Source organism: Kitasatospora sp. NPDC001683 (assembly GCF_053596495.1).
Genome location: NZ_JBSFGK010000062.1, coordinates 1 through 23,218, shown reverse-complemented (window position 1 = coordinate 23,218; position 23,218 = coordinate 1). Strand labels below are relative to the sequence as shown.

The window sequence follows — 23,218 nt, the reverse complement described above, 5'->3', positions numbered from 1 at the left end:
GACCCGGCAGCTGCGGGCACGTAAGGTGGCGTCAGCGGTGCGGGCGTGAGGACTCGGGGGTGCGGCACAGGATGGCGCGGGAGAACGGCGGAAGGCCCCAGGAACCCCGGGAGGGGAACGCCGAGCGGTCGGCGCCGGAGCGGCCGGGCGAGCAGGATCGTTTCGCCGACCAGGAGGAGTTCTCCCGCCGGACCCTCACCGCGGTGGACTTCCCGGTGTACGGCGTGGCCGGACCGGCGGGTCGCGGGGAGGCACTGGCGGCCTTCGAGACCTGTGGCGGCGAACTGCGCTGGGTCGAGGTGCAGTGCGGTGACTGGACCACCGCGGCCGGGCCGTACGTGACCGTGCGCACCTACCGGCCGGGGGCCGACGACTGCGAGGTGCTGCCGGAGCTGGAGGACGTGGTCGAGGACGAACGCGACCGGGTCTACGAACAGTTGGGCATCGACGAGGGCGACGGGCCCGGTCTGGTGCGGGCGTTGCGCGAGTGGATCACCGTGGACGGCGAACCCTGCGCGGTGGAGGTGCACGAGGACCGGCCGGTGGCCCTGGTGGCGCCGGCGGGAGCGGGAACGGCGGGAACGGGACCGGTCGGCGGCGGGTCGGTCGGGCAGGTCTGGGCCGGGCGGCTGCGGGTCGGCGGGCAGGCCGTCACGGTGTGCGGGCGCGGGCTGCCTCCCGGCGGCGTCGAGCTCGGCGGGATCGGGGACTTCGAGTGCTACCTTCGCGGGCGCACCGAGCTGCTGCGCGACCTCGCCTCCCGGAGGGCCCGGTACGTGCCGGTCGAGGAACGTGAACTGCCGCCCGCCGTAGGACTGGAGGCGCACCGGGAGCTGATCGCCCAGAGCATCGCGGAGGCCGCCGCGATCGAGGCGCAGGTGCGGGTCGGGCGCACGCCGAGGCTGCCGCGCGGGCTGCGCGGGGACGTCTGCGCGGTGCGCTGGGAGGCGGCGGTGCGCCAGCAGATGCGGCTCGCCGCGGAGACCCGGGAGGAGGCCTCGGCGGCGGTGACCTCGATGGTCAACCACCTGAACCGGCTGTCCCAGCAGACGCATTGGCTGGTCGGCACGCCGGAGGGGGAGGCGGCGGTCGAGGAGGTGGTGCGGTACACGGTGTTCGCCAGCGAGGTGGCGAGCCTGCCGGCCCAGCGGGCCTGGGAGCAGCTCTGGCGGGAGCGGCCGGGCAGCGGCGGGGGCCGCGGCCGGGACGGCGGCTGGGAGGAGCAGCGGCTGGTGGAGCAGCTGTGGCTGTCGGCCTGGGAGCAGTGGCGGTCGGGGCGGGTCTGGTCGTAGTCGGGCCTGGTCGTAGGCGAGGCGGGTCGTAGCCGGGGCCGGGGTGGCTCGTAGCCGCTACTCGTCCGCGGGCAGCCGCAGTTGCAGCATCGCCAGCAGCCGCTGCTGCGGCTGGGCGAGGTCGATGCCGGTCAACTGTTCGGCGCGGCGCACCCGGTAGCGCAGGGTGTTGGGGTGGATGTGCAGGGCGTCGGCGGCGATCCGGACCTCGCCGAGCGCGTCCAGCCAGGCGAGCACGGACTCGGCGAGCCGGGTGCCGTGCCGGCGGTCGTACTCGGTGAGCGCGGTGAGCCGGGGGTCGCGCAGGCCGTCGCGTTCCTGGAGCAGCGCCAGCATCTCGCTGACCAGCACCTCGGCCTGGACGTCGATCAGCGCCGCGACGTCGAGGTCCACCCCGCCGCGGCCCATCGCGTCCAGGATGCGGTCCGCCTGGGCGCGGGAGTCCGGCACCTGGGCGAGGCCGTCGACGGTCGAGCCGATCGCGGCGCGCAGCGGGACGCCGAGGTGTTCCCGGGCGGCGGTGACCACCTCGTCGGCCCAGTCGCGCACGGTGGTCATCGGCAGGCCCGGCGGGAGTTCGGGCAGCAGCACGTAGACCCGGGACTCGATCGGGGCGAGCAGTGCGGTGCGGTGCCGGGCGGCGGTGTGCACCGAGATCAGGCCGGTGACGTCGGAGCGGTGCAGTGCCTCGGTGGTGTGGGCGCTGTAGGCCAGTACGGTGGCCGGGCGGCGCAGGTCCAGGCCGAGGTGGGTGGCCAGTGACTGGGGGCCGGTTGAGCCCTCCAGCAGGCCGGTCAGCAGGGTCTGGGTGAGCCGGACGTCGGCGGACAACTCGCGGCGGCGGCGCACCAGTTGGGCGGCGGCCACCCGGGCGGCGCCGATCAGGGCCTGTTCGGCCAGCGGGGCCAGCGGCTGGGCGCCCTCCTGCACCCAGATGGTGCCGAGCGGCTGTGCCCCGGCCCGGATGCCGACCGCGAGGCGTCGGCGCAGGCCGAGTTCGGGGTGCGGCTCGACCGCGATCGGGGTGTCCGAGCTGCGCAGGTGCTGGAAGATGCCCCACTCGCGGAGCTTGGAGAGGTACGGTTCCGGGCCCTGCCAGCCGAGGATGGACAGCCGGCGCAGGTCGTCGACCTCGTCGGAGTCGGAGGAGCGGGAGTAGGCGAGCACCCGGCTGGAGGTGTCCTCGATCGAGACGATGCCGTTGGTGAGCACGGCGACGGTCTGGGCGAGGGAGAAGAGGTCGCCGGCGTTGGGCTCGGGGGCGCCGGGGGAGTCCGGGGCGTCCGGGCCGGCGATGATCGCCCGGGCGAGCGAGTCGAGGTGCTCCCAGCGGGTCTCGCGGCGCACCGAGAGCAGGGCGACGCCGGCGTCGGTGGCGGCCTCGCGCAGGGCGTCGGCCTGGCCGGGGGCGTCCAGCTTGACCGCGACGGCGGCGGCGCCGGCCCGGCCGGCCGCGCGCAGGGCGGGGAGGGCGGCGCGGCCGCGGGCGCCGATCGCGAGGACGAGTTCGCCGGGGGCGGCGGTGGGCGGGTCCTCCGGGTCGAGGATCGCGACGTCGCGCACGGGGACGTCCAAACCCAGTGGGGCGGCCTGGAGTTCGACCAGGGGCTCGCCGAGGGACATCAGCAGTTGGCGGAGCGGAAGGCCGGGGGTGGTCACTCCGGGCCTCCTTCATCCGCTCGGACAACGGTGTGTGGTTGATTTTAGCCGGGCGGACAGGGTTCTGATCCGTCATTCCTAAATAGTTGACTCTGACTATTCGGAGGTGGATAGTCAGTACTGACCAAGAGATGAGGATGTCTCGTGGCGAAGCGACGCAAGGTGTCGAACCCGCTGGCCCTCGCGGTCCTGGCCGAACTCATGGCCGAGCCGATGCACCCGTACGAGATGGGTCGTCGGCTCAAGGAGCACGCCAAGGACCGCAACATCAAGTACAACCGCAGCTCGCTGTACATGGTCGTGGAGCAGCTGCGGAAGGCCGGGTTCGTCGCCGAGCAGGAGACCGTCCGCGACACCCAGCGACCCGAGCGCACCGTCTACGCCCTCACGGAGGAGGGGCGCACCGAGCTCCACGACTGGATGCGCGAACTCGTCGCCGAACCGCAGCACGAGTACCCCGCGTTCGGGGTCTCGCTGTCGCTGCTCATGGTGCTCCCGCCGGCCGAGGCCGTGGAGCTCCTGGAGCGGCGACGGGCCGCCCTGACCGCCGAGGTGGCGGAGATCCGGGCGACGCTGCGCAAGGCCACCGAGGAGGGCGTCGGCTGGCTCTTCCTGATCGAGGAGGAGTACCGGGTCGGCGGCATGGACGCGGAGATCGCCTTCGTCGAGCGCCTCATCACCCAGCTCCAGGAGCCGGACTTCGTCCGGACCTGGCAGGAGTACTTCGGGAGTCTGCAATGAGTGCACCGCGTACCGCTCGTACCGTCAAGAAGGCGCTGGTCATCGGCGGCGGGATCGCCGGCCCGGTGATGGCGCTGGCGCTGCGCAAGGCCGGCATCGAGGCGGAGGTCTTCGAGGCCTACGAGACCTCCGCCGAGGGCATCGGCGGGACCTTCATGATCGCGCCCAACGGGCTCGGCGCCCTCGCCGTCGTCGGCCTGGAGGCGGAGGTCGGCCGGATCGGGCAGCCGGTCGGGCCGATGGTGATCGAGGACGGCAAGGGCGGGGCGCTGGCCGAGTTCGCCGGCCTCCCCGACCTGCCGCGCGGGCGGCTGATGCGCCGCGCCGAACTGTACGAGGTGCTGCGACGGCGGTTGCGCGAGACGGGCGTCGAGGTCCGGCACGGCAAGCGTCTGGTCGGCGCCGAGGAGGGTGCCGACGGCATCACCGCACACTTCGCCGACGGCGGCAGCGCCACCGGCGACCTGCTGATCGGCTGCGACGGCACCGGTTCGACCGTGCGCACCCTGATCGACCCGGCGGCGCCCGCCGCCCAGTACACCGGTCTGCTCGGCATCGGCGGCTACAGCGCCTACCGGCTGCCCGGCCGGGCCGGGCGAGGCGAGACCGTGCACTTCGCCAACGGCGCCCGCGCCTTCTTCGGCTACTGGGGCCTGGCCGACGGCAGCGGCACCGCCTGGTTCAGCAACATCCCGCAGCCCGAGCCGCTGACCCAGGAGCAGGTCCGCGAGGCCGGGATGGCGGAGTGGCTGCGCCGCTGCCGCGAGCTGCACGCCGACGACCTGCCGGCCCGGGACGTGCTGCGGCAGGCCGACCCCGCCACCATGGAGACCTTCCCGCGGCTGGAGATCATGCCGTCCGTCCCGCACTGGTACCGCGGCCGGATGGTGCTGGTCGGCGACTCGGTGCACGCGCCGTCCAACAGCTCCGGGCAGGGCGCCTCGCTGGCCGTCGAGAGCGCCGTCGAACTCGCCCGCTGCCTGCGCGACCTGCCCGACCACACCGCCGCCTTCGCCGCGTACGAGGCGATGCGCCGGCCCAGGGTCGAGAAGATCGCCGCCGATGCGGCGCGCACCAACAGCCAAAAGGCTTCCGGGCCGGTCGCCCGGATGCTGTTCCGGGTGGTCGCGCCGATCGCGATGAAGACCTTCATGAGTCCGGAGAAGATGCTCCGGCCGGTGCACGGGTACCGGATCGACTGGGAGCGGCGGGTGGTGCCGGTGGGCCGTGCGGGGCGGGCCGCCTGACGGGCGGTCGTGACCGTCGCGTGACCGCCTTCGTCGGGCCGGACAACGCCGTACGGGGGAATTTAGCCGCCCGGCCAATCAAGTGGCCGGGCGGGCAGGAATAGCGTTCGTGCTGTGGCCTGCGTGCGACCCGCGCAGGCATCCCCCTCGCATCGAACGAAGGAGAGCGTGCGCCTCATGGACGCTGTGACCCAGGTCCCCGCGCCGGTGAACGAGCCGGTCCACAGCTACGCCCCCGGCAGCCCGGAACGGGCTCGTCTGGAGGCCAAGCTGAAGGAGCTGGGCGGCCAGGAGCCGGTCCAGCTGACCATGACGATCAACGGTGAGCGCCGGATGGGCGGCGGCACCGAGATCCACGTCGTCCAGCCGCACAACCACGCGGCTCGGCTCGGCACCCTGCGCAACGCCACCCAGGCCGACGCGCAGGACGCCATCGATGCTGCCCTGGCCGCTGCCCCGGCCTGGCAGGCGCTCTCCTTCGACTCCCGCGCCGCGATCTTCCTCAAGGCCGCCGACCTGCTGGCCGGCCCGTGGCGCGAGACCCTGGCCGCCGCCACCATGCTCGGCCAGTCCAAGACCGCCCAGCAGGCCGAGATCGACACCCCCTGCGAGCTGGTCGACTTCCTGCGCTTCAACGTGCACTTCGCCCGTCAGATCATGGCCGAGCAGCCGATCTCCTCGGACGGCGTGTGGAACCGCAGCGACCACCGCCCGCTCGAGGGCTTCGTCTACGCGATCACCCCGTTCAACTTCACCGCGATCGCCGGCAACCTGCCGACCGCGCCCGCGCTGATGGGCAACGTGGTGCTGTGGAAGCCGTCCCCGACCCAGCAGTACTCCGCGCACCTGCTGATGCAGCTGCTGGAGGAGGCCGGCCTGCCCAAGGGCGTCATCAACATGGTGACCGGCGACGGCCTGGACGTCTCCGCCGTCGCCCTGAAGCACCCGGCGCTGGCCGGCATCCACTTCACCGGCTCCACCGCCACCTTCCAGCACCTGTGGCGCACCGTGGGCGAGAACATCGCCGGCTACCGCACCTACCCGCGGATCGTCGGCGAGACCGGCGGCAAGGACTTCCTGGTCGCCCACCCGTCCGCCGACCTCGCCGTGCTGAAGACCGCGATGACCCGCGGCGCCTTCGAGTTCCAGGGCCAGAAGTGCTCGGCGCTGTCCCGCGCCTACGTCCCCGCCTCGCTGTGGGCGCAGCTGAAGGACGACTTCGCCGCCGAGGTCGACGGCCTCACCATGGGCGACGTCACCGACCTGTCCAACTTCATGTCGGCCGTCATCGACGAGCGCGCCTTCGCCAAGAACAAGGCCGCCATCGACCGCGCCCAGGCGGACCCGCAGGTCGAGGTCCTCGCCGGCGGCACCTACGACGACTCGGTCGGCTACTTCGTCCGCCCGACCGTCCTGGTCTGCCAGGACCCGGCCTCGGAGTACTTCCGCGACGAGTACTTCGGCCCGATCCTCGCCGTGTACGTCTACGAGGACGAGAAGTACGAGGAGATGCTGGCGCAGATGGAGTCGGTGTCGGCCTACGGCCTGACCGGCTCGATCATCGCCCAGGACCGCGCGGCGGCCCAGGACGCGATGCACAAGCTGCGCTTCGCGGCCGGCAACTTCTACATCAACGACAAGCCCACCGGCGCCGTCGTCGGCCAGCAGCCCTTCGGTGGCGGCCGGGCCTCCGGCACCAACGACAAGGCCGGCGCCAAGCAGAACCTGGCGCGCTGGACCTCGACCCGCTCGGTCAAGGAGACCTTCGTCCCGCCGACCGACTACCGCTACCCGCACATGGGCTGACCAGCCCTGTTGCCGATCGATCCGCTGTAGAGGCCATCGGTCACCCGCGACGCCCGGTCCCGCAGCCGGACGTCGCCCGCCGGGGCGGCGTCAAAACCCCCGTACCGCCGCCCCGGCCGCTTTCTGCCACCCTTGGAAACACCAGCTCCAGGAGTCACGATGCTCCGTTCCGCCCTTCTCGCGGCCTCCCGGTCCCCCCAGGTCCGCACCGTGGTCGAGAAGTTCCCCCCGACCCACGCGATAGTCGAGCGCTTCGTCGCCGGTGACGCCCTCGACGACGCCGTCACCGCCTGCGACGACCTGGTCGCCACCGGCCGCAAGGTCACCCTCGACCACCTCGGCGAGGACACCAAGGACGCCGCCCAGGCCGCCGCCACCGCCGAGGCCTACGAGCACCTGCTCAAGGCCCTCAAGGAGACCGGCCTCGCCGCCGGCGCCGAGGTGTCGGTCAAGCTGTCGGCTGTCGGCCAGTTCCTGCCGGTGGACGGCGAGAAGATCGCACTGGAGAACGCCCGCCGCATCTGCGAGGCCGCCGCCGACGCCGGCACCACGGTGACCCTCGACATGGAGGACCACACCACCACCGACTCCACCCTCGCCATCGCGCGCGAGCTGCGGGCGGACTACCCCTGGCTGGGCATCGTGCTCCAGGCCTACCTGCGCCGCACCGAGGCCGACTGCCGCGAGTTCTCCGGCGCCGGCTCCCGCGTGCGGCTGTGCAAGGGCGCGTACAAGGAGCCCGAGTCGGTCGCCTTCCAGGGCAAGCACGAGGTCGACCTCGCGTACGTCCGCGCCCTGAAGGTCCTGATGGCGGGCGAGGGCTACCCGATGATCGCCTCGCACGACCCCAACATGATCAAGATCGCCGGCCAGCTGGCCCAGTGGAACAACCGCAACCGGGACTCCTTCGAGTACCAGATGCTGTACGGCATCCGCCCCGAGGAGCAGCTGCGCCTCGCCGGCGAGGGCAACACCGTGCGGGTCTACCTCCCGTACGGCCAGGAGTGGTACGGCTACTTCATGCGCCGTCTCGCCGAGCGCCCCGCCAACCTCACCTTCTTCCTGCGCGCCATGGCCACCCGCAACTGACCCTGGCGGCAGGATGAACGGCCCGCACCCCTGACGGGGGGTGCGGGCCGTTCCGTGTTTCCTAGAGGAAGTCCTTGGTGTCCAGCTCGAAGTCGAACGGGGCGGGGAAGGCAAGCGGTTCACCGAAGGCGGCCAGGTGGACCTCGGTGTACTCCTCGCGGTGCGGCTTGCTGAAGAGGCTGATCTGGGATTTCTCGCGGTCGACGAGCACGTAGAGCGGAATCCCGGCCCGGGCGTAGCAGTGCCGCTTGGCGATGCGGTCCTGGTCCGGCTTCGTCGAGGTGATCTCGGCGACCAGGGCCACACCGTCCGGCTCCATCCAGGGCGGAGCACCGCGGAAGAGCCGGAGGCTTCTCGGGGCGAAGGTCGCGTCCGGGATGACGTGGTTCTTCGGACAGAGGCCGCCGCTCACGAGGCGAAGGCCTTTGCCGCCGGACACTTGCATGTGGACCTCGGACTTCGCCTTCACCTGGTCGATCAGCAGGTCGATGTAGTCCTCGTGATCGCCGTCCGGCGGTGGTGCCACGATGATCTCTCCCTCGATCAGCTCAGCTCGGAAGCCTTCGGGGGAGTGCAGGCTCAGGAAGCTCTCCAGCAGGATGTCGGCCTGCGATGGGGAGCCCGTGATCGGTTGCTCATGCGCCACAGCAGTCATGATGCCCCTCCTTCAGATGGGCGTCACGCTGTTCGCTGCCGGGCCGGGTTATGCAGTGCACGGCGGACTTTCGCTCGATGGTGTGAGTTTGAAGCCCGGCGTAGGATTCCGGTGCTGGTCAACTGGGCGTTCGGTGGGAGGAGTTGGGGATGCTGAAGGCTTTCGAGGGGCTGTCCACGCCGTTGGTGGCGGACTCGTGCGTACGGCTCGGGGTTGGGGTGCGGGTGGCGCCGAGCGGGGTGGCTGGGGTGGCCGCCGGGGCGCGGGTGGCGGGGCGGGTGCTGCCGGTGCGGCACTACGGGAGCGTGGACGTGTTCCTGGAGGCGTACGGGGCGGCGCGGGACGGGGATGTGCTGGTGATCGACAACGGCGGGCGGACGGACGAGGCGTGCATCGGGGACCTCGCGGTGCTGGAGGCGCGGGCCGCCGGGGTGGCCGGGATCGTGGTGTGGGGGCTGCACCGGGACACGCCGGAGCTGGTGGAGATCGGGCTGCCGGTGTTCAGCTACGGCGCGCTGCCGCTGGGGCCGCTGCGGCTGGACGCGTGGGAGCCGGAGGCGCTGGTGTCGGCGCGGGTCGGGCCGCACCTGGTGACCGCCGAGGACGTGGTGTTCGCGGATGCGGACGGGGTGCTGTTCGTGCCGGCCGACCGGGTGGAGGAGGTACTGGAGACCGCCGCCGGGATCGCCCGGACCGAGCGCGCGCAGGCGGAGCGGATCGCCGCCGGCGACACGCTGCGGAAGCAGACCCGGTTCGAGGAGTACCTGGAGCGGCGCGCCGCCGACCCGTCGTACAGCTTCCGGCGGCACCTGCGCACGGTCGGCGGGGCGATCGAGGAGTGAGTCGGTCACAGCGGGCGGTACATGACGTGCAGGCCGACATAGCCGTCCACCGGGTGGTGGAAGGCCTCGGGGACGGTGCCGACGATCTCGAAACCCAGTGACCGGTAGAGCTTGACGGCGTGGTGGTTGTTGGCGACCACCGCGTTGAACTGCATGGCGCGGAAGCCGGCCCGGCGAGCCCAGTCGAGGGTGTACTCGACCAGGGCCCGCCCGATGCCCTGGCCGTGGTGCGCCGGGTCGACCATGTAGCTGGCGCTGGCCACGTGCGCGCCGTTGCCGGGGCGGTTGCGGTTCATGGTGGCGGTGCCGAGGACCGTGCCGTCCGTGTCGACGGCGGCCACCGTGCGGTCGGGGGCGGAGTGCATCCACCACTCCCGACCCAGCTCGGAGGGCATGTCGAGGGGATAGGGGAAGGTCTCGCCGGCCGCGACGATGGTGTGGAAGAAGGGCCAGATGGCCGGCCAGTCGTCGGGGGTGGCTTCGCGGATGTGCATCGGACCAGGATGATCCCGAACGGGCGGTCGGGCCAGTCGATTTCCGGTGTGCGCCGACGGGTGCCGGTCAGCCGCCGAGGACGGTGTCCTCGACCTGGGTGGCGGCGAAGGCCTGGCCCTTGGCGTTGGGGTGGATCACGGCGTACTTGAGGGGGACGACGCTGGTCAGCACGCCGTCCAGCCAGTGGTCGGCGTCGCAGGCGCTGTGCCCGGCGGAGCCGGGGTAGAGGTCGACGAAGGTGTCCTGCCGGGCTGAAGTCGCCTGCCGGATGACCAGGTTGAGCGGCTCCAGGATGCGGGTGCGGGCCCAGGCGAGGTCGCCGGTGGTGAAGGTGGCGAACTGCAGCGGGTTGCCGTACCGGCAGAGGGTGGCGTCCTCGGGGATCAGGTGCGGGTAGCCGACGGTGTAGATCCTGGCGGAGGGCGCCTGCTGCTGCAGCGCGCCGAGCATGGTGGGGTAGTCGGCGCGCAGTCGGTCGAGTCGGCCGGGGATCTGGGCGTCGTACTTGTCCTTGCAGGGGGTGCCCAGGCCGAGGTTGGTGGCGCCGAGTTCGATGCAGTCCTTGAGGATCTGGCCGAAGCCGAGGTCGTTGCCGCCGACGCCGACGGTGATCACCTTGGTGTCCGGGTCGACGGCGTCGATCTGCGGCGGCACGGGCGGGTAGGGGGCGTTGGGGTCGGTGCCGAGCGGCGGGAGCGGGCGGCCGATCGGGCTCTGCTTGTTCGCGTGGACGTCCAGGGTGGTGGCGCCGCCGCAGCTGACGTTGCGCAGGTCGGTCAGCGAGCCGAGGTCGCGGCGGATGATCTCGGGGTAGGAGCCGGTGGTGCGGGCGCAGCCTTCCTGGGGCTCGGTCAGGTCGCCGGTGGCCTCGATGACTCCGGCGGTGTAGGAGTCGCCGAGGGCGGCCCACTTCGGCGCGGTGGCGCGGGTGGCGGGCTTGGTGGTCGCCTGGGCGGCGGTGGGGGCGATCGTGGGGGCGATCAGGGCGGGGGTGAGCGCGGCGGCGGTGCCGGCGACGGCGAGGCGGGACGGGAAGCGGGGCACGGTCTCTCCTCAACGGCGGAAGGGGAGAGTGCGCTTCACCCCCCTGAGAGTCAATCGAGTCGCACCGTGGACGACTTGATAGCTCAGGGGGGTGAATTCAGTGGCGCGGGACTGACGTTGGGGTCGGTCGGAGGAGAGGGTCGGGACCGGTCAGAGGAGGGCGGCGGAGGGCTCGATCATCGCCCGGGCGGTCTTGCCGTCGACGAACTCGCCGAGCGCCGTCATCTCCCACTCGCCGGAGGGGCGGCGGACCAGCTTGCACATCACCACGCCGGTGCGCGGCTCGGACTGGGTGAGGTCGAAGCGGACCAGCTCCTCCTCGGTGCGCACGTCGACCAGGCGGCAGTAGGCGTTGCGCAGCTCGGTGAACTTCTGGCCGGAGAAGGAGTTGACCACGAACACCAGCGCGTGGACCTCGGGCGGCAGGCCCTCGAGGTGGACGGTGATCGACTCGTCGTCGCCGCCGTCACCGCCGACCAGGTTGTCGCCGGAGTGGGCGATCGCGCCGTTGAAGATGGTCAGCTTCATGAACCAGGCCGTCTCCAGGCGCTGGTGCCGGGCGTCGAAGGCGAGGCAGGAGGCGTCCAGGTCGATGTCCCGGCCGCGGGCGGCGGACTCCCAGCCGAGGGCCATCCGGACCGAGGAGAGGAAGGGGCGGCCGTTCTTCACCAGGGAGACGGAGCTGCCCTTGACCAGGCTGACCCGGCCCTTGTCCAGGGTGACCTTGGGACGCTCGGCCGGTGCCGGGGGTGCCGTCGGGGCTGCCGGGGCGGCCGGTGCCGGGGGTGTGGTGGGCATCGACGGGATGGTGGCGAGGGCGATCCGGGGGTCGACCGGGGGGACGGGCGGCACGGGCGGCGCCGGGGGAACGGGCGGCAGCGGCGGGACGGGTGGGGCTGGCGGGGCGACCTCGGCGGTGGAGTGGATCTGGACGGTCGGCGCGCTCGGCGAGGCCGCGGCCGGGGCGGGGGAGTCGTCGACGGTGACGCCGAAGTCGGTGGCGATGCCCGCCAGGCCGTCGGCGTAGCCCTGGCCGACGGCACGCACCTTCCAGACCCCGTTCCGCCGGTAGACCTCGACCACGATGAGCGCGGTCTCCAGGCCCAGTCGGGGCGGGGTGAAGGTGACCAGCACGTCGCCGGTGTCGGCGTCCCGGACGGTGGCGGTGGGCTCCATCCCGGCGAAGGTGGCGGACTGGTCGGCCGGGCTGGCGGTGATCACGACCTTGCTGATGTCGGCCGGGACGGCCGGGGTGTCGACGGTGATCGCGTCCGGTGCTCCGGCGGAGGCCGGGCGGAGGCTGACGCCGGGTCCGTGCGGGGCGTTGAAGAAGACGAAGTCGGCGTCCGAGCGGACCTTGCCGGCGTCGGTCAGCAGCAGGCCGGAGACGTCCAGCGCCTTGGGCGCGGTGACCTCGACGGTCACCCGCGCGGCGGTCAGCGGTGCGTTGCCGCCTTGGGTCAGGACGGTGGACAAGGACTCCTCCTCGGGTGCGGAACGACGGCCCGGGCCGGGGCCGGTGGGGCACCGGGCCGGGTGCTGCCTACCGTAACGAACGTGGGTACGGAGATGAGCCCGATGAGCTGCTGCCGGTAGGACGATCGGATCGGCCGACGGACGGTCAGCGGGCCCGGTGCGCCAGGTGCTGGGCGGGCTGCGGGAGCAGCGGGCCGAAGCAGCCGAGCGCGGCGACCGCGCGGGGGTGGTCGATGCCGAAGGCGGCGGCGTTCCAGCTCTCCTGCGGGCCCGGCTTGCGGACCGGGCCGACCTGGTCGGCCGGGCGGGCGCCGCGCACCGCGAAGGTGTAGCGGCCGGGCTTGACGTCGGTGCCGGGCGGGGTGGTGAAGCGGTAGACCAGGGTGCCGCGTTCCTGCTGGGTGGTCACCACGGCGCCCGGCAGGTCGGTCCAGGCGGCGCCGCCGCCGGGGGCCAACTCGCCCGGAGCGAGCCGGAATTCGGCCTGCAGGGCGGTGACCGGTTCGGCCACGGTGAGGTCGAGCGCGTGCCGGAGGCCGTCGCGTCCGAGGGGGGTGGTCAGGCCGGTGCCGGTCAGGGTTTGGTCGGCCTCCGGGCCGGCACCCGCGGTCTCGGAGGTGTCGGTGCCGGTGGTGGCGGTGGTGTCGGTGGCGTCGGTGCCGGTGGCCCCGACGGAAGTGCCCGGGCCCGCGTTCGACCCCGGGCCCGGGACGGCGGCCTCGGGCGGCGGCAGCGGGCGGCCGGGGGCGGGGAAGGCGGGGCCGGGGCGGGCCGGGGTGGTCGGCTGGAGCCCGGGCGGGGTCGGGGACTGTCCGGCGTCGGTCTGCCCGGCGGACGGTGCGAACGGCGTGGCAGGGGTGGCCGGGGTGGCCGAGGGGGAGGCTCCGGCGTCCGGCTGCCCGTCCGTCCCGGTGCCACCCGCAGGGGCCGAGGACCGGGGGTCGTGCCCGGCGGAGGCCTGACCGCCGGTGGACGGCGTGACCGGGACCGCCGTGCCCGCCCGCAGCCCAGCCGGCGGCGTGGCCGCGGCGTTCGCCGGGCCGGCCGGGTGGGTCGAGGCGTGCCCCGAGGGCTTCGGGCCGTGCGGGCGACCGGAGGGCGCGGGCGTGTCCGGGGTCCGCTCGGAGGCCGCCTCGGCCTGGTCGGTGGAGCCCGGGCTGGGCGGCGGGGTGCTGCCGACCCGGGCGACGCCGGCCCGTCGGCCGATGCCCTGCTGCTCGTTCAGCAGGAGGGTGGTGGCGATGCTGATGCCGACGACGGTGGACATCGCCATCGCGGCGCCGGAGAAGCGGAGGGTGGGCAGCCGGAACCGGCCGCCGAACGGGCGTGGCCGACCGTGTCGACCCTGCCGTGCGGGCTCGTGCTGCACGTCCCGCGCGGTCTCCCCACGCACAGCCACCGGACCCCTCCCTCCCCGAAGTCGCCGTCGCGTCGCCGTATTCTCCCACGCACCGGTGAGGGGCCCGGATCCGGCCGTCCCGGACCGGTCCCGCTGCGGGCCCGCGTCGGGAGGGGGAGAGCGTACCAGCGGGTGGCAGGATGGCGGACGGAATCCCACCATTTTCCGGACATCCGTTCGACGAGCGGAAGTTGACGGTCCGTCTGACACGCCGGGCAGGGGTCGGTCGGGCCGGACGAGGGGATGTTGCAACCCCCTTGCAACCCTTGCCCGCCCGGCCGCGGGTGGCGCAGGCTGATGACATCCCGCGCCGTTCCCGGAGAGACCGTCATGCCGCCCGACCCGCTGTCCGCAGCCTCCAGTGCCCCCCTCGCCGCCACCCCCACGGGCGGCGATGGGGGCGGCTCCACCGCCGCTCCGGCGGCGGTGGAGGAGGTGCTGACGCTGCGGATCTCGCTGGGCGACGAGGTGGTCGGCGAGGTGCGCACCCGGTTCCGCTTCGACGCCGCGCGCCCCTACGAGGTCCTGCTGACCTTCCACCTGGGGCGTCCGGACGAGGCGGACTGGGTGTTCTCGCGCGACCTGCTGCGCGACGGCCTGCAGACGCTGAGCGGGCAGGGCGACGTCAAGCTGTGGCCGGCGTACTGCCCCTGCCACGGCGCGACGCTGCACCTGGCACTCGAATCCCCGCACGGCAGCGCGCTGCTGGAGGTCTCCAAGCCCCGGGTGCGGGCCTGGCTGGACCGCACCTACGCGCTGGTCTCGGTCGAGCGGGAGCGCGACTGCGGCCCCACCGACGCCCAGCTGGCCGCACTGCTCGCGGGCGGCTGAACGCCGGGTGGCTGAACCCCGGGCGGCGGCTCCGCTGCCGTGCACGGCGACGGCAGCGGAGAGGGAACGGGCGCCGTGGCACCCGGCAGCCGGACCCGGCCCGCCGCCAGCTCCGCCCGCAGCCGTCGTACGGCGGGTGCGGTGGAGGCGGGCAGCAGGTCGTACGGCTCCTCCGGCGCCTCCACGGTGACCAGCACCGAGTCGGCGAAACGGTACGGCCGGTGGGCCAGCAGGCCGCCCAGGTAGCGGCGCAGCCGGGACAGTTCGGCACGGACCGTCACCGTCCGCCCCGCGTCCCCGAACAGGCCCTCGGCGAGCTGCGCCGCGGTGCTGCCCTCCCGGGTGGTGGCGAGCAGCAGCAGCAGTTCGGCGTGGCGCGGGCTGACCGGGTGCGACCAGCTGTCGGCCGCGCCGCGGACGGACAGTTCGGGGCGGTCCGGCCGGCGCAGGTCGAGCAGCAGCCGGGCACCCTCGGCCTGTTCGGCGCTCACCGTGCCGGAGCCGTCAGGCTCGGGCGGGCGGACCGGGCGCACCAGCCAGCCGTCCGCGAGCGGTTCCAGCACGCACTCGCCCAGCCCCGGCACCCAGTGCACCGCGGCCGGGGCCCAGCCCTCGCTGGGGATGCGCAGCCGGCTGGGCGGCGGCAGTCCGGCCGAGGCGGCGGTCCAGCCGGCCGCGTCCACCACCAGCGCCGGGCCGCCGACCCGGGCGAGCAGCGGGGCGGCCAGGGTGCGCAGCTGGTTGAGGGCCTCCAGCCGGTGGGCGCGCAGCTCGGTCTCGGCGAGCCGGGCGGCGGTGGCGGTGAGCTGGAGCAGGTACGGGCGGACGTTGTGGGCCGGGCCGCTGAGGTTGATCGCGCCGACCAGCCGGCCGGTGGCCGGGTCGTGCACGGGCGCGGCCACGCAGGTCCAGGTGTGGTGGCTGCGCAGGTAGTGCTCGGCGGAGTGGACGTGCATCGGGCGCTGGGCCCGCAGTGCGACGGCGATGCCGTTGGTGCCGACGCTCTCCTCGGTCCAGCGGGCGCCGGTGACGAAGCCGATCCGGTCGGCGCTGCGGCGCAGGCCGCGCTCGCCCTCCTGCCAGAGCACATGGCCCTCGGCGTCGGCGATGGCGACGATCAGCGGCGACTGGCCCACCGGCTCGAGCAGGGTCTCGCGCAGCACCGGCATGACGCTGTCGAGGCCGCTGGCCCGGCGGCGCTGCTCCAGTTCGGCGGGGCCGAGCAGGACGGCGGCGGCGCCGGTGTCGGGGTCGAGGCCGAGGCGGCGCAGCCGGGCCCAGGAGTCGCCGATCTCGGGACGGGGTTCGAGCAGGCCCGGCCCGTTCGGGCCGCCGGATCCGCGGGGTCCGCCGGGCCCGCCGGTTTCGGGGAGCGCGAGTTCGCGGGCGGCGGCGTCGGCGAGGGTGCGCTCGTGGACCTTGGCCAGCTCCGCCGCCGTCGGTGGGGTGCGGCGCTCGGGTCGTCGGGACTGCCGTCCGGTCTGCCGCACTCCTGTTGCTCCTCGCCGCCGTTCGAGGACGCGCCGGGGTCGACGCGCTGACGAAAGCGTACGGGGGCGGTGCGGATGTGGGCATGGGGTCTGCCAACTCCGCAAACCGCCCGGTACGGAAACCGTTCGGAGGCGCGCCGGCGGCTTCGTACCGAGGCGTGCCGGCGGCTTCGTGTCGGGGTGAGCCACCGGCCGGATGCAGAACCGGACTACGAGGGCGGTGGTTCGTCAGAGGGGGACGATGCGGGCTTCGGACGGCAGGACCGGCCACAGGTCGTCCGGCTCCTCGTCACTCACCCGGCAGGTCCCCGCCCCGTTCGCGGCGCAGCCGTAGGACGTCGGCCATGGTGGCGGTGGACAGGGCGCCGTTGCGGGCGGCGGCGACGGTCGGACGTTCATCGGGATTCACTCCTGATCAGTCCAGAGGAACGGTGAGGTCCGTCTGAGGGCTGCCGCCGTGCGAGCGGTCCGGGCGGGCGGTGACGAGGGAGCGCCAGCGGGTGCGGACGGCCGGGTCAGCGTTGCGCGCCGGGTTCGTGCTGGGCGGCCTCGACGGTGTGGTGCAGGTCGGCGGTGGCCTCCAGGGTGGCGCCGGTGGTCAATGCCAGGCAGGCGGCCAGGGCCAGGGCGACGGCCCGCAGGCGGGTGGCCGGGGTGGTGGAGGGGCGGGGCTGGAGCAGGGCGGCGACCCGGCGCGGGACGGGGCCGGAGTGCGCGGCGGCGACCAGCTGGGGGCGGGCCGGCCAGGGCGAGCGGCTGGCGGCGAGGGCGGCCCGGCCGACCGCGCGGGCGGTCACGGCGCGGTCGCCGATCCGGGCGGCGGCCACCTCGTCGGCCCAGCGCTCCAGGTGGTACCCGAGGGGCGCGCGCAGCGGGCGCAGCGCCGGGTGGAGGTCGGCGGCGTGCTCGGCGAGGGCGAGGAAGACGTGGTGGCGGCCGGTCAGGTGGGCGCGTTCGTGGGCGAGCAGGGCGGCGCGCTCGGGCCCGCTGAGGGCGCGCAGCATTCCGGAGGTGACCACGATCCGGCCGGGTTCGCCGGTCCGGCCGGGGCGGCGCAGGCGCCCGGGGAGGGCGAAGGCGTCGGCGCGCTCGTCGTCCAGCACGGTGAGCGGGTGCTCGTCCGGCTGCCGCAGCCGGGCCAGGGGCCGCCGTAGCCACTCGGTGGCGCGCGTGCGGTGCATGGAGGCGTGCATGGGGCGCACGTCCGGATGCCGGTCACCGGCGTGGCCGCCTGAGTGCGGGTCGGCGTCGTCGTCCGGGTACGGGCCGTCGGCGGGCAGGGCGGCGCGGGCGGCCCGCAGTTCCAGGTGCCGTCGCCGGGCGGTCCGTACCGCCAGTGCGGTGAGCGCGGCGAGTACCAGGCCGGCCAGCGCGGCCGCGAGCGGGGCGCTGGGCGCGGCGGCGGTGAGCCAGGGCAGCGAGAGGTGGCCGAGGGCGGCGACCGGGGGCAGCTGGAGCAGCCCGGCGGTGGCGAGCAGCCCGAGCGAGCAGACGGTGCCGCCGGCCAGCACGGCGGCGGTGCCGGCCAGCAGCCAGGCGGCGGCCCGGGGCGGGAGCGCCTCGGCGAGCCGGCGGGCCAGCGGGGCGGTGAGGAAGGGCAGCAGCAGCGGCGCCCAGACGGCGAGCATCACGGTGCGCCCGCCGATCCCGGTGCGCCGTCGCCGAGCAGTTCGCGCAGCAGCTGTTCGTCCTCGGCGGAGAGGTCGGAGACGAAGCGGGCGAGCACGGTGGAGCGGTCGGCCTCGCGGCCCAGTTCGGTGTGCATCCGGCGGGCGGCGAGGCCCGCGGTGTCCTGGACGGTCGGGGTGTACGCGTAGGCGCGGCCGGCCCGGGTGCGTTCGACCGTCCCCTTGTCGTGCAGCCGGGCCAGGATCGTCGCGATGGTGGTGCGGGCGAGGTCCCCGCCGAGCGCCGTCTGGACGTCCTGCGGCGTCATCGGCTGCCGGGCGGACCAGAGGGCGGCCAGCACCTCGGCCTCCAGCTCCCCGGCGGGCCGGCGGGCGGACGGTACGTCAGACATGGCGGCGCTTCCTCCAGCTATCGTCTACAGTCATGTAGACCGTCTACGTCACTGTAGACGGTCCCGGGCGGGTTCCGCGGTGAACCGCGGTGAAGCCGCCCTCCAACGTACGGGAGGTCCGCCAGCCTTGCTTCAGTTCCCTGCCGCTCCGGCCGCTCACCTCGCGGTCGGCTCTCACCTCGCGGTGAACCCGCTGGACGCGTCCTCGCTGCTCGCCGCCTTCGGCACCCTCGGCATCGCCATGGTGCTGTTCGCCGAGACCGGCCTGCTGGTGGGCTTCTTCCTGCCCGGCGACTCGCTGCTGTTCACCGCGGGCCTGCTCTGCGTCCCCGGCGCCACCACCGGCCCGCAGCTGCACCTGTGGCAGGTGCTGCCCGCCGCCCTGGTCGGCGCGCTGGCCGGGGCCCAGGTCGGCTACCTGATCGGCCGCCGCGGCGGCCGGGCGCTGCTGGGCCGCACCAAGCGCAAGAGCCTGCTGGAGGGCGTCGAACGGGCCGAGGAACTGCTGGCCCGGTACGGGCACGGCAAGGCGATCGTGCTCGCCCGGTTCATCCCGATCGTCCGGACGGTGCTGAATCCGCTCTGCGGCGTGCTCGACGTGCCGGTTCGCTCGTTCACCGTCTGGCAGGTGGCCGGCGGCGCGGTCTGGACCGTCGGCGTGGTGCTGGCCGGGTACGGGCTCGGATCCTCGATACCCGGGATCGACCAGTATCTGCTGCCGATCATCGGTCTGGTAGTAGTTGTCTCCGTGCTCCCCATTGTTCTCGAACTGTTCCGCGCCCGTACGGCGCGCCGTCACGGAGGTGACGTGTGATGTCCTCTCGGGCCCTGGCCGTCTACGACGGCAGCGGGATCGACGGCAGCCTCTACACCCGGGTCAACGGGTGGGCGCAGTCGGCCCCGCACTGGCTGGACGACGTGATCAAGATCTGGTCGGCGATCGGCCTCGGACTCTTCGCGCTGTTCATGCTCTACGCCTGGTGGCGGGCGCGCGGCGCCGAGTCCGCGGTGATGGCCAAGGTGCTGGCCTCCCCGGTGATCGTGGTCGTCGCGTACGGCATCAACTCCGTCCTGAAGAACATGGTCGAAGAGGTCCGACCGTGCGCCCAGATCCGCGGCAGCATCTCGCTGGAGACCTGCCCGAGCGCGACCAGCGGTGACTGGTCCTTCCCGAGCAACCACTCGGTGATCGCCTTCGCCGCCGCGATCTCGCTCTGGTTCGTCAGCCGTCGGCTCGGCGCCGTCGCCACCGTCTTCGCGGTGCTGATGGCGGCCTCCCGGGTCTGGGTCGGCGTGCACTACCCGCACGACGTGGCGGCCGGCGCGCTCGTCGGCATCCTGGTGGCGCTGGTGCTCGCGCCGCTGGCCGGCCGCTGCGGACCGCTGGTGGACCGGATGCGTTCCGGCGCGCTGCGCCCGCTGCTGGGCCCCGGCGCGATGCCGGTGGTGACCCGCGGGTACGCCTCGCACCGGGCGCGGTAGCGGCGATTTCCTGAGCGGCCTGCCCCTTGTCCGGTTTCGGACGACGGGTGGAGCATGTGAGCCGGGCGTGGGGCCCCCTGACCGGGGGCGCCCGCCCGGCTCAGTCGTTCTCAGCCGTACTCAGGCGCGCTCGGGGCACGAAGGCACCGGGCGCCAGCGGAGGGAGTGCCGAATGCCGTACCGACTCGACATCACGCAGGGGGACTGGCCGGGCGACCTGCTGCACAAGGGCGTCGAGGGGCTGCTCGCCGAAGCCATGGTGCTCACCCTCGCCACCGCCGGCCGCGAGCACGGGCCGCACGCCAACCTGGCCTTCTTCGCCTACGACGACGACCTCGTCCTGTACTTCGTCAGCGAGCGCGCCACCCGGCACAGCCACCACCTCGCCGAGGAGGCCCGGGCCGCCGCCACCGTCTTCCTGCCGCCGCCCGCCTTCGGCGAACAACTGCGCGGAGTCCAGCTGACCGGCAGCGCGAGCGAGGCCTGGGGGCGCCAGGCGGAGGCGGCGCTGGCGGCGTACCAGGGGCGCTACCCGTCCTTCGCCCAGGACGAGGAGCTCCGGCGGCAGTACCTCACCGGGGGCGGGGCGGCGGCGCTGTACCGGTTCCAGGTCGAGGAGCTGACGGCGGTCGACGAGCCGAACTTCGGCCGGCGCAACTACCTGCGGGCCCGGGTGGTGCGGGGGTAGTTGCGCCCGATGACCATGCCCCGCGGGGGGAACGGGACCCGGCGCGGGCGGCCGTTGTGGACCACCGAGGCGCCGAGGCCGGCGGTGACGGCCATCACGAAGGCGTTGAGCCCGAAGGCGACGGCCAGCTCACCGGGGACGTCGATGTCCTCCGGGAGGCGTGCCGTCGCGACGCCCCCGGGGTCGTAGCGGACGGCGAGCCGGTCGCCGACCGCGTGCGAGCGCAGGCCGGTGGTGACGGTGCCGTTCGGGATCGGCGTGCCGTTCTCGTCCACGAGCGTGTAACCCGAGTACGGGTGCTTGCCCTGCTGGTAGTCGTACGCGGCCGTGACGCGGGCGGTGACCGTCACCCCGGAGGTGCTCAGGATCACCGAGTCCCGGGCGGAGGCCACCGACCCCAGCGCCATCAACCACAGCACCACGCCGAACCCGGCCGCCCAGCAGCCCGCCGCAGCCCCGAGCAGCCGGACCATGCCCACGATCCAGGCGACCCCGAGTACCAGCCCGACCGGCAAGGCCGCGCCGAACCCGGCGTCCGCGTTCAGCAGCACCAGCCCGAACGTCCCGGCCGGAACGGCCAGCGTGAGCGCCACCGCCAGCGCGATCGTCCCGCGTCTGCTTCTCGGTCCAGCCATGGCTTCCCCCGGTTCTCGGTGTGACGCGGTGGAAGCGTACGCCGGGCCCCTGACGCCCTCCGGGCGGGGTGCGGCCAGGAAGTCGGCGGGTCCGACTTCCTGGTCATCGTCGGCGGCGCCGGGCGACGGCGCAGGCGGCGTGGGTCAGGAGGACCTGGCCGGCGCAGACGATCAGGAGGAAGAGGAGGTTCGCCGCGCCGGGGTGGTCGTGGCGGACGGGGCGGACGGCGAGTTCGGCGAGGCCTGCGCTCGTCGGGACGGCGAGGGCGGCGCCGAGGAGGGCGAGGCCGGCGGGCCGGTGTACTCGGGGCGGGTGGTCCACTCGATGCCGCCGCGCACGGGGCGGAGGTAGAAGCGGCCGCCGATGACGTCCATGAGGACGCCGGTGCGCCCGGTTCTGCGGTCGTGGAGGACGTCGCCGGGGCGGGGCGTGCCGGGGGTCGGCGTGCTCATCGATCGTCGTCACCTCCGGTCCAGGGGGCGATCTCGCGCAGGCGGCGCAGGCGGAGGACACCCTGATAGGAGAGGGTGACCAAGTTGCCCCGCACCTCGACGACTTCGGCCGGGACGAGGGGCGCCCCCGGTGTGGTGATCTGCCACTCGGCGGGGGTCATGGTGACGGTCTCGCCGACGGCGGGCACCCACGGGTGCCGCGCCCGCCGGGCGCGCACGCCGTCGCGGAGGACGTCGGTGAGCCGGACGATGACGTCGGGCCGGGCGGCGCCGAGGTCGATGAGCACGATGCCGGTGGTCGTCGCGCACTGCCAATCGACGGCGACGGAAGGCAGTTTGACGTCCGCGGCGGTGAGCGTGGCGATCAGGTCGTCGCACGCGTCGGCCGCCTCGCGGCGACGCTGGGCGGTGAGTCCGCGGAAGGCGGATCCCATGGCGATCACTCCTTGAGGAGGCGCGAGCGGGTCGGGGGATGGGTGGTCGGCGCAGCGGGCGAGTGCCGTGCGTAGTCGTTCCGACACGGAAAGCATGACAGGAAAGAGTCGCTATGCGCGACTCGCTCGCGAAAATTTCGCGAGGTGAATTCATGTTCGAGGGAGCATTCTTGGCTCCGACCCGTCTCGCCTGGACTATCGTCGGCCTCGTCCAACCCGTGGCTCCACCGCTGCCGGGCCGTCAGACTCGGTGGCAGGCCAACCCGAGGAGCAGGTAGCGCACATGGCCGGAAGCAACGACCTGGGTTCGCCCACGCTGTGTCGACTCAAACTGAGACTCGAACTCCGTGCGCTGCGCGAGGAGGCGGGTTTGACGTCCACCGACGTTGCGAAGACGGTCAAGTGGTCCGCGGCCAAGATGACCCGGCTGGAAACCGGCGACGGCTGGGTGCAGCCCACGGACGTCGAGGCGCTGTGCCGGCTGTACGGCGCGAGCGAGGAACGGACCGAACTGCTGGCCGCGTATGCGCTGGTGACGAAGACGCACAAGGACGAGTGGAAGAGCAAGGAGTACCAGCAGGTCATCCTGCCTGGGTTCTCGGCGTACTTGGGGCTCGAGGGTGCCGCCGCGCAGGTGCGGATCTATGAGTCGGAGTATGTGCCGGGACTGCTGCAGACCGAGTCGTACATGCGAGAGTTGCTTCGGCATACACGTCGACCGCAGGAGGAGATCGACCGGCTGGTCGAAATCAGGCTCAAGCGCCAGGCGATTCTCGCACGGGAGGCTGATCCCGCGAGGCTCGGCGTGGTCATCAACGAGGCGGTTCTCCGGCGAGTGTTGGGCAGTGCCGAACTGATGCGGGAGCAGTTGGACCATATGGCGAAGCGTGCCACGGCGGCCAACATCAAGCTCCAGGTTGTGCCCTTCAAGGCGGGGTTCCATCCTGCTATGACGGGCTCGTTCACAGTGCTGAGCTTCGAGGATCCGAAGGTCGGTCCGATCGTGCATATTGAGGCGCTCGGTTCGGCGACGGTGATAGATGATCGTGAGCGCGTGCGAGGCTACGAGGACACGTGGGCCGATCTGATCGGCACGGCGGCCAGCCACGATCGGTCGATCAGCATGCTCAAGCAAGCAGCCAAGGAGATGTGATGCAACCTCTGCATGACAAGGAAGTCGGTTGGTTCAAGTCCAGTTACAGCAGCGAGCAGGGTGGGGCCTGCGTGGAGGCGCTGCGGCTGTCCTCGGGGGTCGCGATCCGCGACTCGAAGGACAAGAGCGGCCCGAGCCTTGAGTTCACCCCGGAGGCCTGGCAGAGCCTCGTCGCGGGCATCAAGGCCGGCGAGCTCGGCTAGTTCGAGGCGTGGGGGGGGCCGGCCGGGGGGGAGCTGGGCCCCCCCCCCGCGAAGAGATTTCAGCGGAATGGGGAGTGTTCAGTG

24 protein-coding genes are annotated in these 23,218 nt (G+C 73.2%); 12 read left to right on the top strand and 12 right to left on the bottom strand.

What is annotated here, in order from left to right; translation table 11 throughout:
- The first annotated feature begins 71 nt into the window (after positions 1-71).
- Positions 72-1,292, top strand: a complete 1,221-nt coding sequence (locus ACWCYO_RS28115) for a hypothetical protein (protein WP_449785749.1) — start codon at positions 72-74, stop codon at positions 1,290-1,292.
- A gap of 57 nt (positions 1,293-1,349) precedes the next feature.
- Here the strand turns inward: ACWCYO_RS28115 and ACWCYO_RS28110 are convergent, their stop codons facing one another.
- Positions 1,350-2,951, bottom strand: a complete 1,602-nt coding sequence (locus tag ACWCYO_RS28110) for a PucR family transcriptional regulator (protein ID WP_449785748.1) — start codon at positions 2,949-2,951, stop codon at positions 1,350-1,352.
- Between the two features lie 144 nt (positions 2,952-3,095).
- Between ACWCYO_RS28110 and ACWCYO_RS28105 the strand changes: the two genes are divergently transcribed.
- The 4 genes from ACWCYO_RS28105 to ACWCYO_RS28090 all read left to right on the top strand — a co-directional run bounded on the left by ACWCYO_RS28105 (position 3,096) and on the right by ACWCYO_RS28090 (position 7,834).
- The gene (locus tag ACWCYO_RS28105; protein WP_270143250.1) at positions 3,096-3,692 is read left to right on the top strand and encodes a PadR family transcriptional regulator; all 597 of its coding nucleotides are present in this window, start codon (positions 3,096-3,098) and stop codon (positions 3,690-3,692) included.
- On the top strand, positions 3,689-4,939 hold the full coding sequence (locus ACWCYO_RS28100; RefSeq protein WP_270143248.1) for an FAD-dependent oxidoreductase: 1,251 nt from the start codon (positions 3,689-3,691) through the stop codon (positions 4,937-4,939). Before ACWCYO_RS28105 ends, ACWCYO_RS28100 begins: the two co-directional genes overlap by 4 nt.
- Before the next feature lie 177 nt (positions 4,940-5,116).
- On the top strand, positions 5,117-6,745 hold the full coding sequence (pruA, locus tag ACWCYO_RS28095; RefSeq protein WP_270143246.1) for an L-glutamate gamma-semialdehyde dehydrogenase: 1,629 nt from the start codon (positions 5,117-5,119) through the stop codon (positions 6,743-6,745).
- A 159-nt stretch (positions 6,746-6,904) separates the two neighbouring features.
- Positions 6,905-7,834 (top strand): proline dehydrogenase family protein, encoded by a 930-nt coding sequence (locus ACWCYO_RS28090; protein ID WP_270143244.1) that lies wholly within the window; start codon positions 6,905-6,907, stop codon positions 7,832-7,834.
- A gap of 61 nt (positions 7,835-7,895) precedes the next feature.
- Here ACWCYO_RS28090 and ACWCYO_RS28085 read toward each other — a convergent pair whose 3' ends face one another.
- Entirely contained in the window at positions 7,896-8,489 is a 594-nt protein-coding gene (locus ACWCYO_RS28085) for a Uma2 family endonuclease (protein WP_270143242.1), read from the bottom strand.
- Positions 8,490-8,638: 149 nt separating this feature from the next.
- Here ACWCYO_RS28085 and ACWCYO_RS28080 point away from each other — a divergent pair, with 149 nt between their 5' ends.
- Positions 8,639-9,331, top strand: coding sequence for an RraA family protein (locus tag ACWCYO_RS28080; RefSeq protein WP_449785747.1), 693 nt, complete (start codon positions 8,639-8,641; stop codon positions 9,329-9,331).
- Between the two features lie 5 nt (positions 9,332-9,336).
- Here ACWCYO_RS28080 and ACWCYO_RS28075 read toward each other — a convergent pair whose 3' ends face one another.
- The 4 genes from ACWCYO_RS28075 to ACWCYO_RS28060 all read right to left on the bottom strand — a co-directional run bounded on the left by ACWCYO_RS28075 (position 9,337) and on the right by ACWCYO_RS28060 (position 13,745).
- Complete coding sequence (locus ACWCYO_RS28075; protein WP_449785746.1) at positions 9,337-9,825, bottom strand: N-acetyltransferase family protein; 489 nt, start codon at positions 9,823-9,825, stop codon at positions 9,337-9,339.
- Positions 9,826-9,892: 67 nt separating this feature from the next.
- Positions 9,893-10,870, bottom strand: coding sequence for an SGNH/GDSL hydrolase family protein (locus ACWCYO_RS28070; RefSeq protein WP_449785745.1), 978 nt, complete (start codon positions 10,868-10,870; stop codon positions 9,893-9,895).
- 150 nt (positions 10,871-11,020) lie between these two features.
- Entirely contained in the window at positions 11,021-12,334 is a 1,314-nt protein-coding gene (locus ACWCYO_RS28065; RefSeq protein WP_449785763.1) for a TerD family protein, read from the bottom strand.
- A gap of 157 nt (positions 12,335-12,491) precedes the next feature.
- Positions 12,492-13,745, bottom strand: a complete 1,254-nt coding sequence (locus ACWCYO_RS28060; RefSeq protein WP_449785744.1) for a hypothetical protein — start codon at positions 13,743-13,745, stop codon at positions 12,492-12,494.
- A gap of 330 nt (positions 13,746-14,075) precedes the next feature.
- Here ACWCYO_RS28060 and ACWCYO_RS28055 point away from each other — a divergent pair, with 330 nt between their 5' ends.
- Positions 14,076-14,576: an SsgA family sporulation/cell division regulator gene (locus tag ACWCYO_RS28055; RefSeq protein WP_270143236.1), complete on the top strand. Its 501-nt coding sequence runs from the start codon at positions 14,076-14,078 to the stop codon at positions 14,574-14,576.
- On the opposite strand, the gene ACWCYO_RS28050 is transcribed toward ACWCYO_RS28055, so the two are convergent.
- From ACWCYO_RS28050 to ACWCYO_RS28040, 3 genes are all read right to left on the bottom strand, one after another.
- Positions 14,495-16,066, bottom strand: a complete 1,572-nt coding sequence (locus tag ACWCYO_RS28050) for a GAF domain-containing protein (RefSeq protein WP_449785743.1) — start codon at positions 16,064-16,066, stop codon at positions 14,495-14,497. The two genes, ACWCYO_RS28055 and ACWCYO_RS28050, sit on opposite strands and share 82 nt — an antisense overlap.
- Before the next feature lie 515 nt (positions 16,067-16,581).
- Positions 16,582-17,694: a M56 family metallopeptidase gene (locus ACWCYO_RS28045; protein WP_333493448.1), complete on the bottom strand. Its 1,113-nt coding sequence runs from the start codon at positions 17,692-17,694 to the stop codon at positions 16,582-16,584.
- Entirely contained in the window at positions 17,694-18,086 is a 393-nt protein-coding gene (locus ACWCYO_RS28040) for a BlaI/MecI/CopY family transcriptional regulator (RefSeq protein ID WP_270143232.1), read from the bottom strand. The genes ACWCYO_RS28045 and ACWCYO_RS28040 overlap by 1 nt, the downstream gene beginning before the upstream one ends.
- A gap of 127 nt (positions 18,087-18,213) precedes the next feature.
- On the opposite strand from ACWCYO_RS28040, the gene ACWCYO_RS28035 reads away from it, so the two are divergent.
- The 3 genes from ACWCYO_RS28035 (at position 18,214) to ACWCYO_RS28025 (ending at position 20,256) form a co-directional block, all read left to right on the top strand.
- Complete coding sequence (locus tag ACWCYO_RS28035) at positions 18,214-18,900, top strand: DedA family protein (protein WP_449785742.1); 687 nt, start codon at positions 18,214-18,216, stop codon at positions 18,898-18,900.
- Positions 18,900-19,568, top strand: a complete 669-nt coding sequence (locus ACWCYO_RS28030; RefSeq protein ID WP_270143228.1) for a phosphatase PAP2 family protein — start codon at positions 18,900-18,902, stop codon at positions 19,566-19,568. Before ACWCYO_RS28035 ends, ACWCYO_RS28030 begins: the two co-directional genes overlap by 1 nt.
- A gap of 172 nt (positions 19,569-19,740) precedes the next feature.
- Entirely contained in the window at positions 19,741-20,256 is a 516-nt protein-coding gene (locus ACWCYO_RS28025; RefSeq protein ID WP_449785741.1) for a pyridoxamine 5'-phosphate oxidase family protein, read from the top strand.
- On the opposite strand, the gene ACWCYO_RS28020 is transcribed toward ACWCYO_RS28025, so the two are convergent.
- The 3 genes from ACWCYO_RS28020 to ACWCYO_RS28010 all read right to left on the bottom strand — a co-directional run bounded on the left by ACWCYO_RS28020 (position 20,226) and on the right by ACWCYO_RS28010 (position 21,778).
- The gene (locus ACWCYO_RS28020; RefSeq protein WP_449785740.1) at positions 20,226-20,891 is read right to left on the bottom strand and encodes a hypothetical protein; all 666 of its coding nucleotides are present in this window, start codon (positions 20,889-20,891) and stop codon (positions 20,226-20,228) included. The genes ACWCYO_RS28025 and ACWCYO_RS28020 overlap by 31 nt on opposite strands.
- 171 nt (positions 20,892-21,062) lie before the next feature.
- On the bottom strand, positions 21,063-21,344 hold the full coding sequence (locus ACWCYO_RS28015) for a hypothetical protein (protein WP_449785739.1): 282 nt from the start codon (positions 21,342-21,344) through the stop codon (positions 21,063-21,065).
- On the bottom strand, positions 21,341-21,778 hold the full coding sequence (locus ACWCYO_RS28010; RefSeq protein WP_449785738.1) for a hypothetical protein: 438 nt from the start codon (positions 21,776-21,778) through the stop codon (positions 21,341-21,343). The genes ACWCYO_RS28015 and ACWCYO_RS28010 overlap by 4 nt, the downstream gene beginning before the upstream one ends.
- A gap of 283 nt (positions 21,779-22,061) precedes the next feature.
- On the opposite strand from ACWCYO_RS28010, the gene ACWCYO_RS28005 reads away from it, so the two are divergent.
- Positions 22,062-22,931: a helix-turn-helix domain-containing protein gene (locus tag ACWCYO_RS28005; protein ID WP_449785737.1), complete on the top strand. Its 870-nt coding sequence runs from the start codon at positions 22,062-22,064 to the stop codon at positions 22,929-22,931.
- Entirely contained in the window at positions 22,931-23,134 is a 204-nt protein-coding gene (locus ACWCYO_RS28000; RefSeq protein WP_449785736.1) for a DUF397 domain-containing protein, read from the top strand. Before ACWCYO_RS28005 ends, ACWCYO_RS28000 begins: the two co-directional genes overlap by 1 nt.
- Positions 23,135-23,218: the final 84 nt, after the last annotated feature.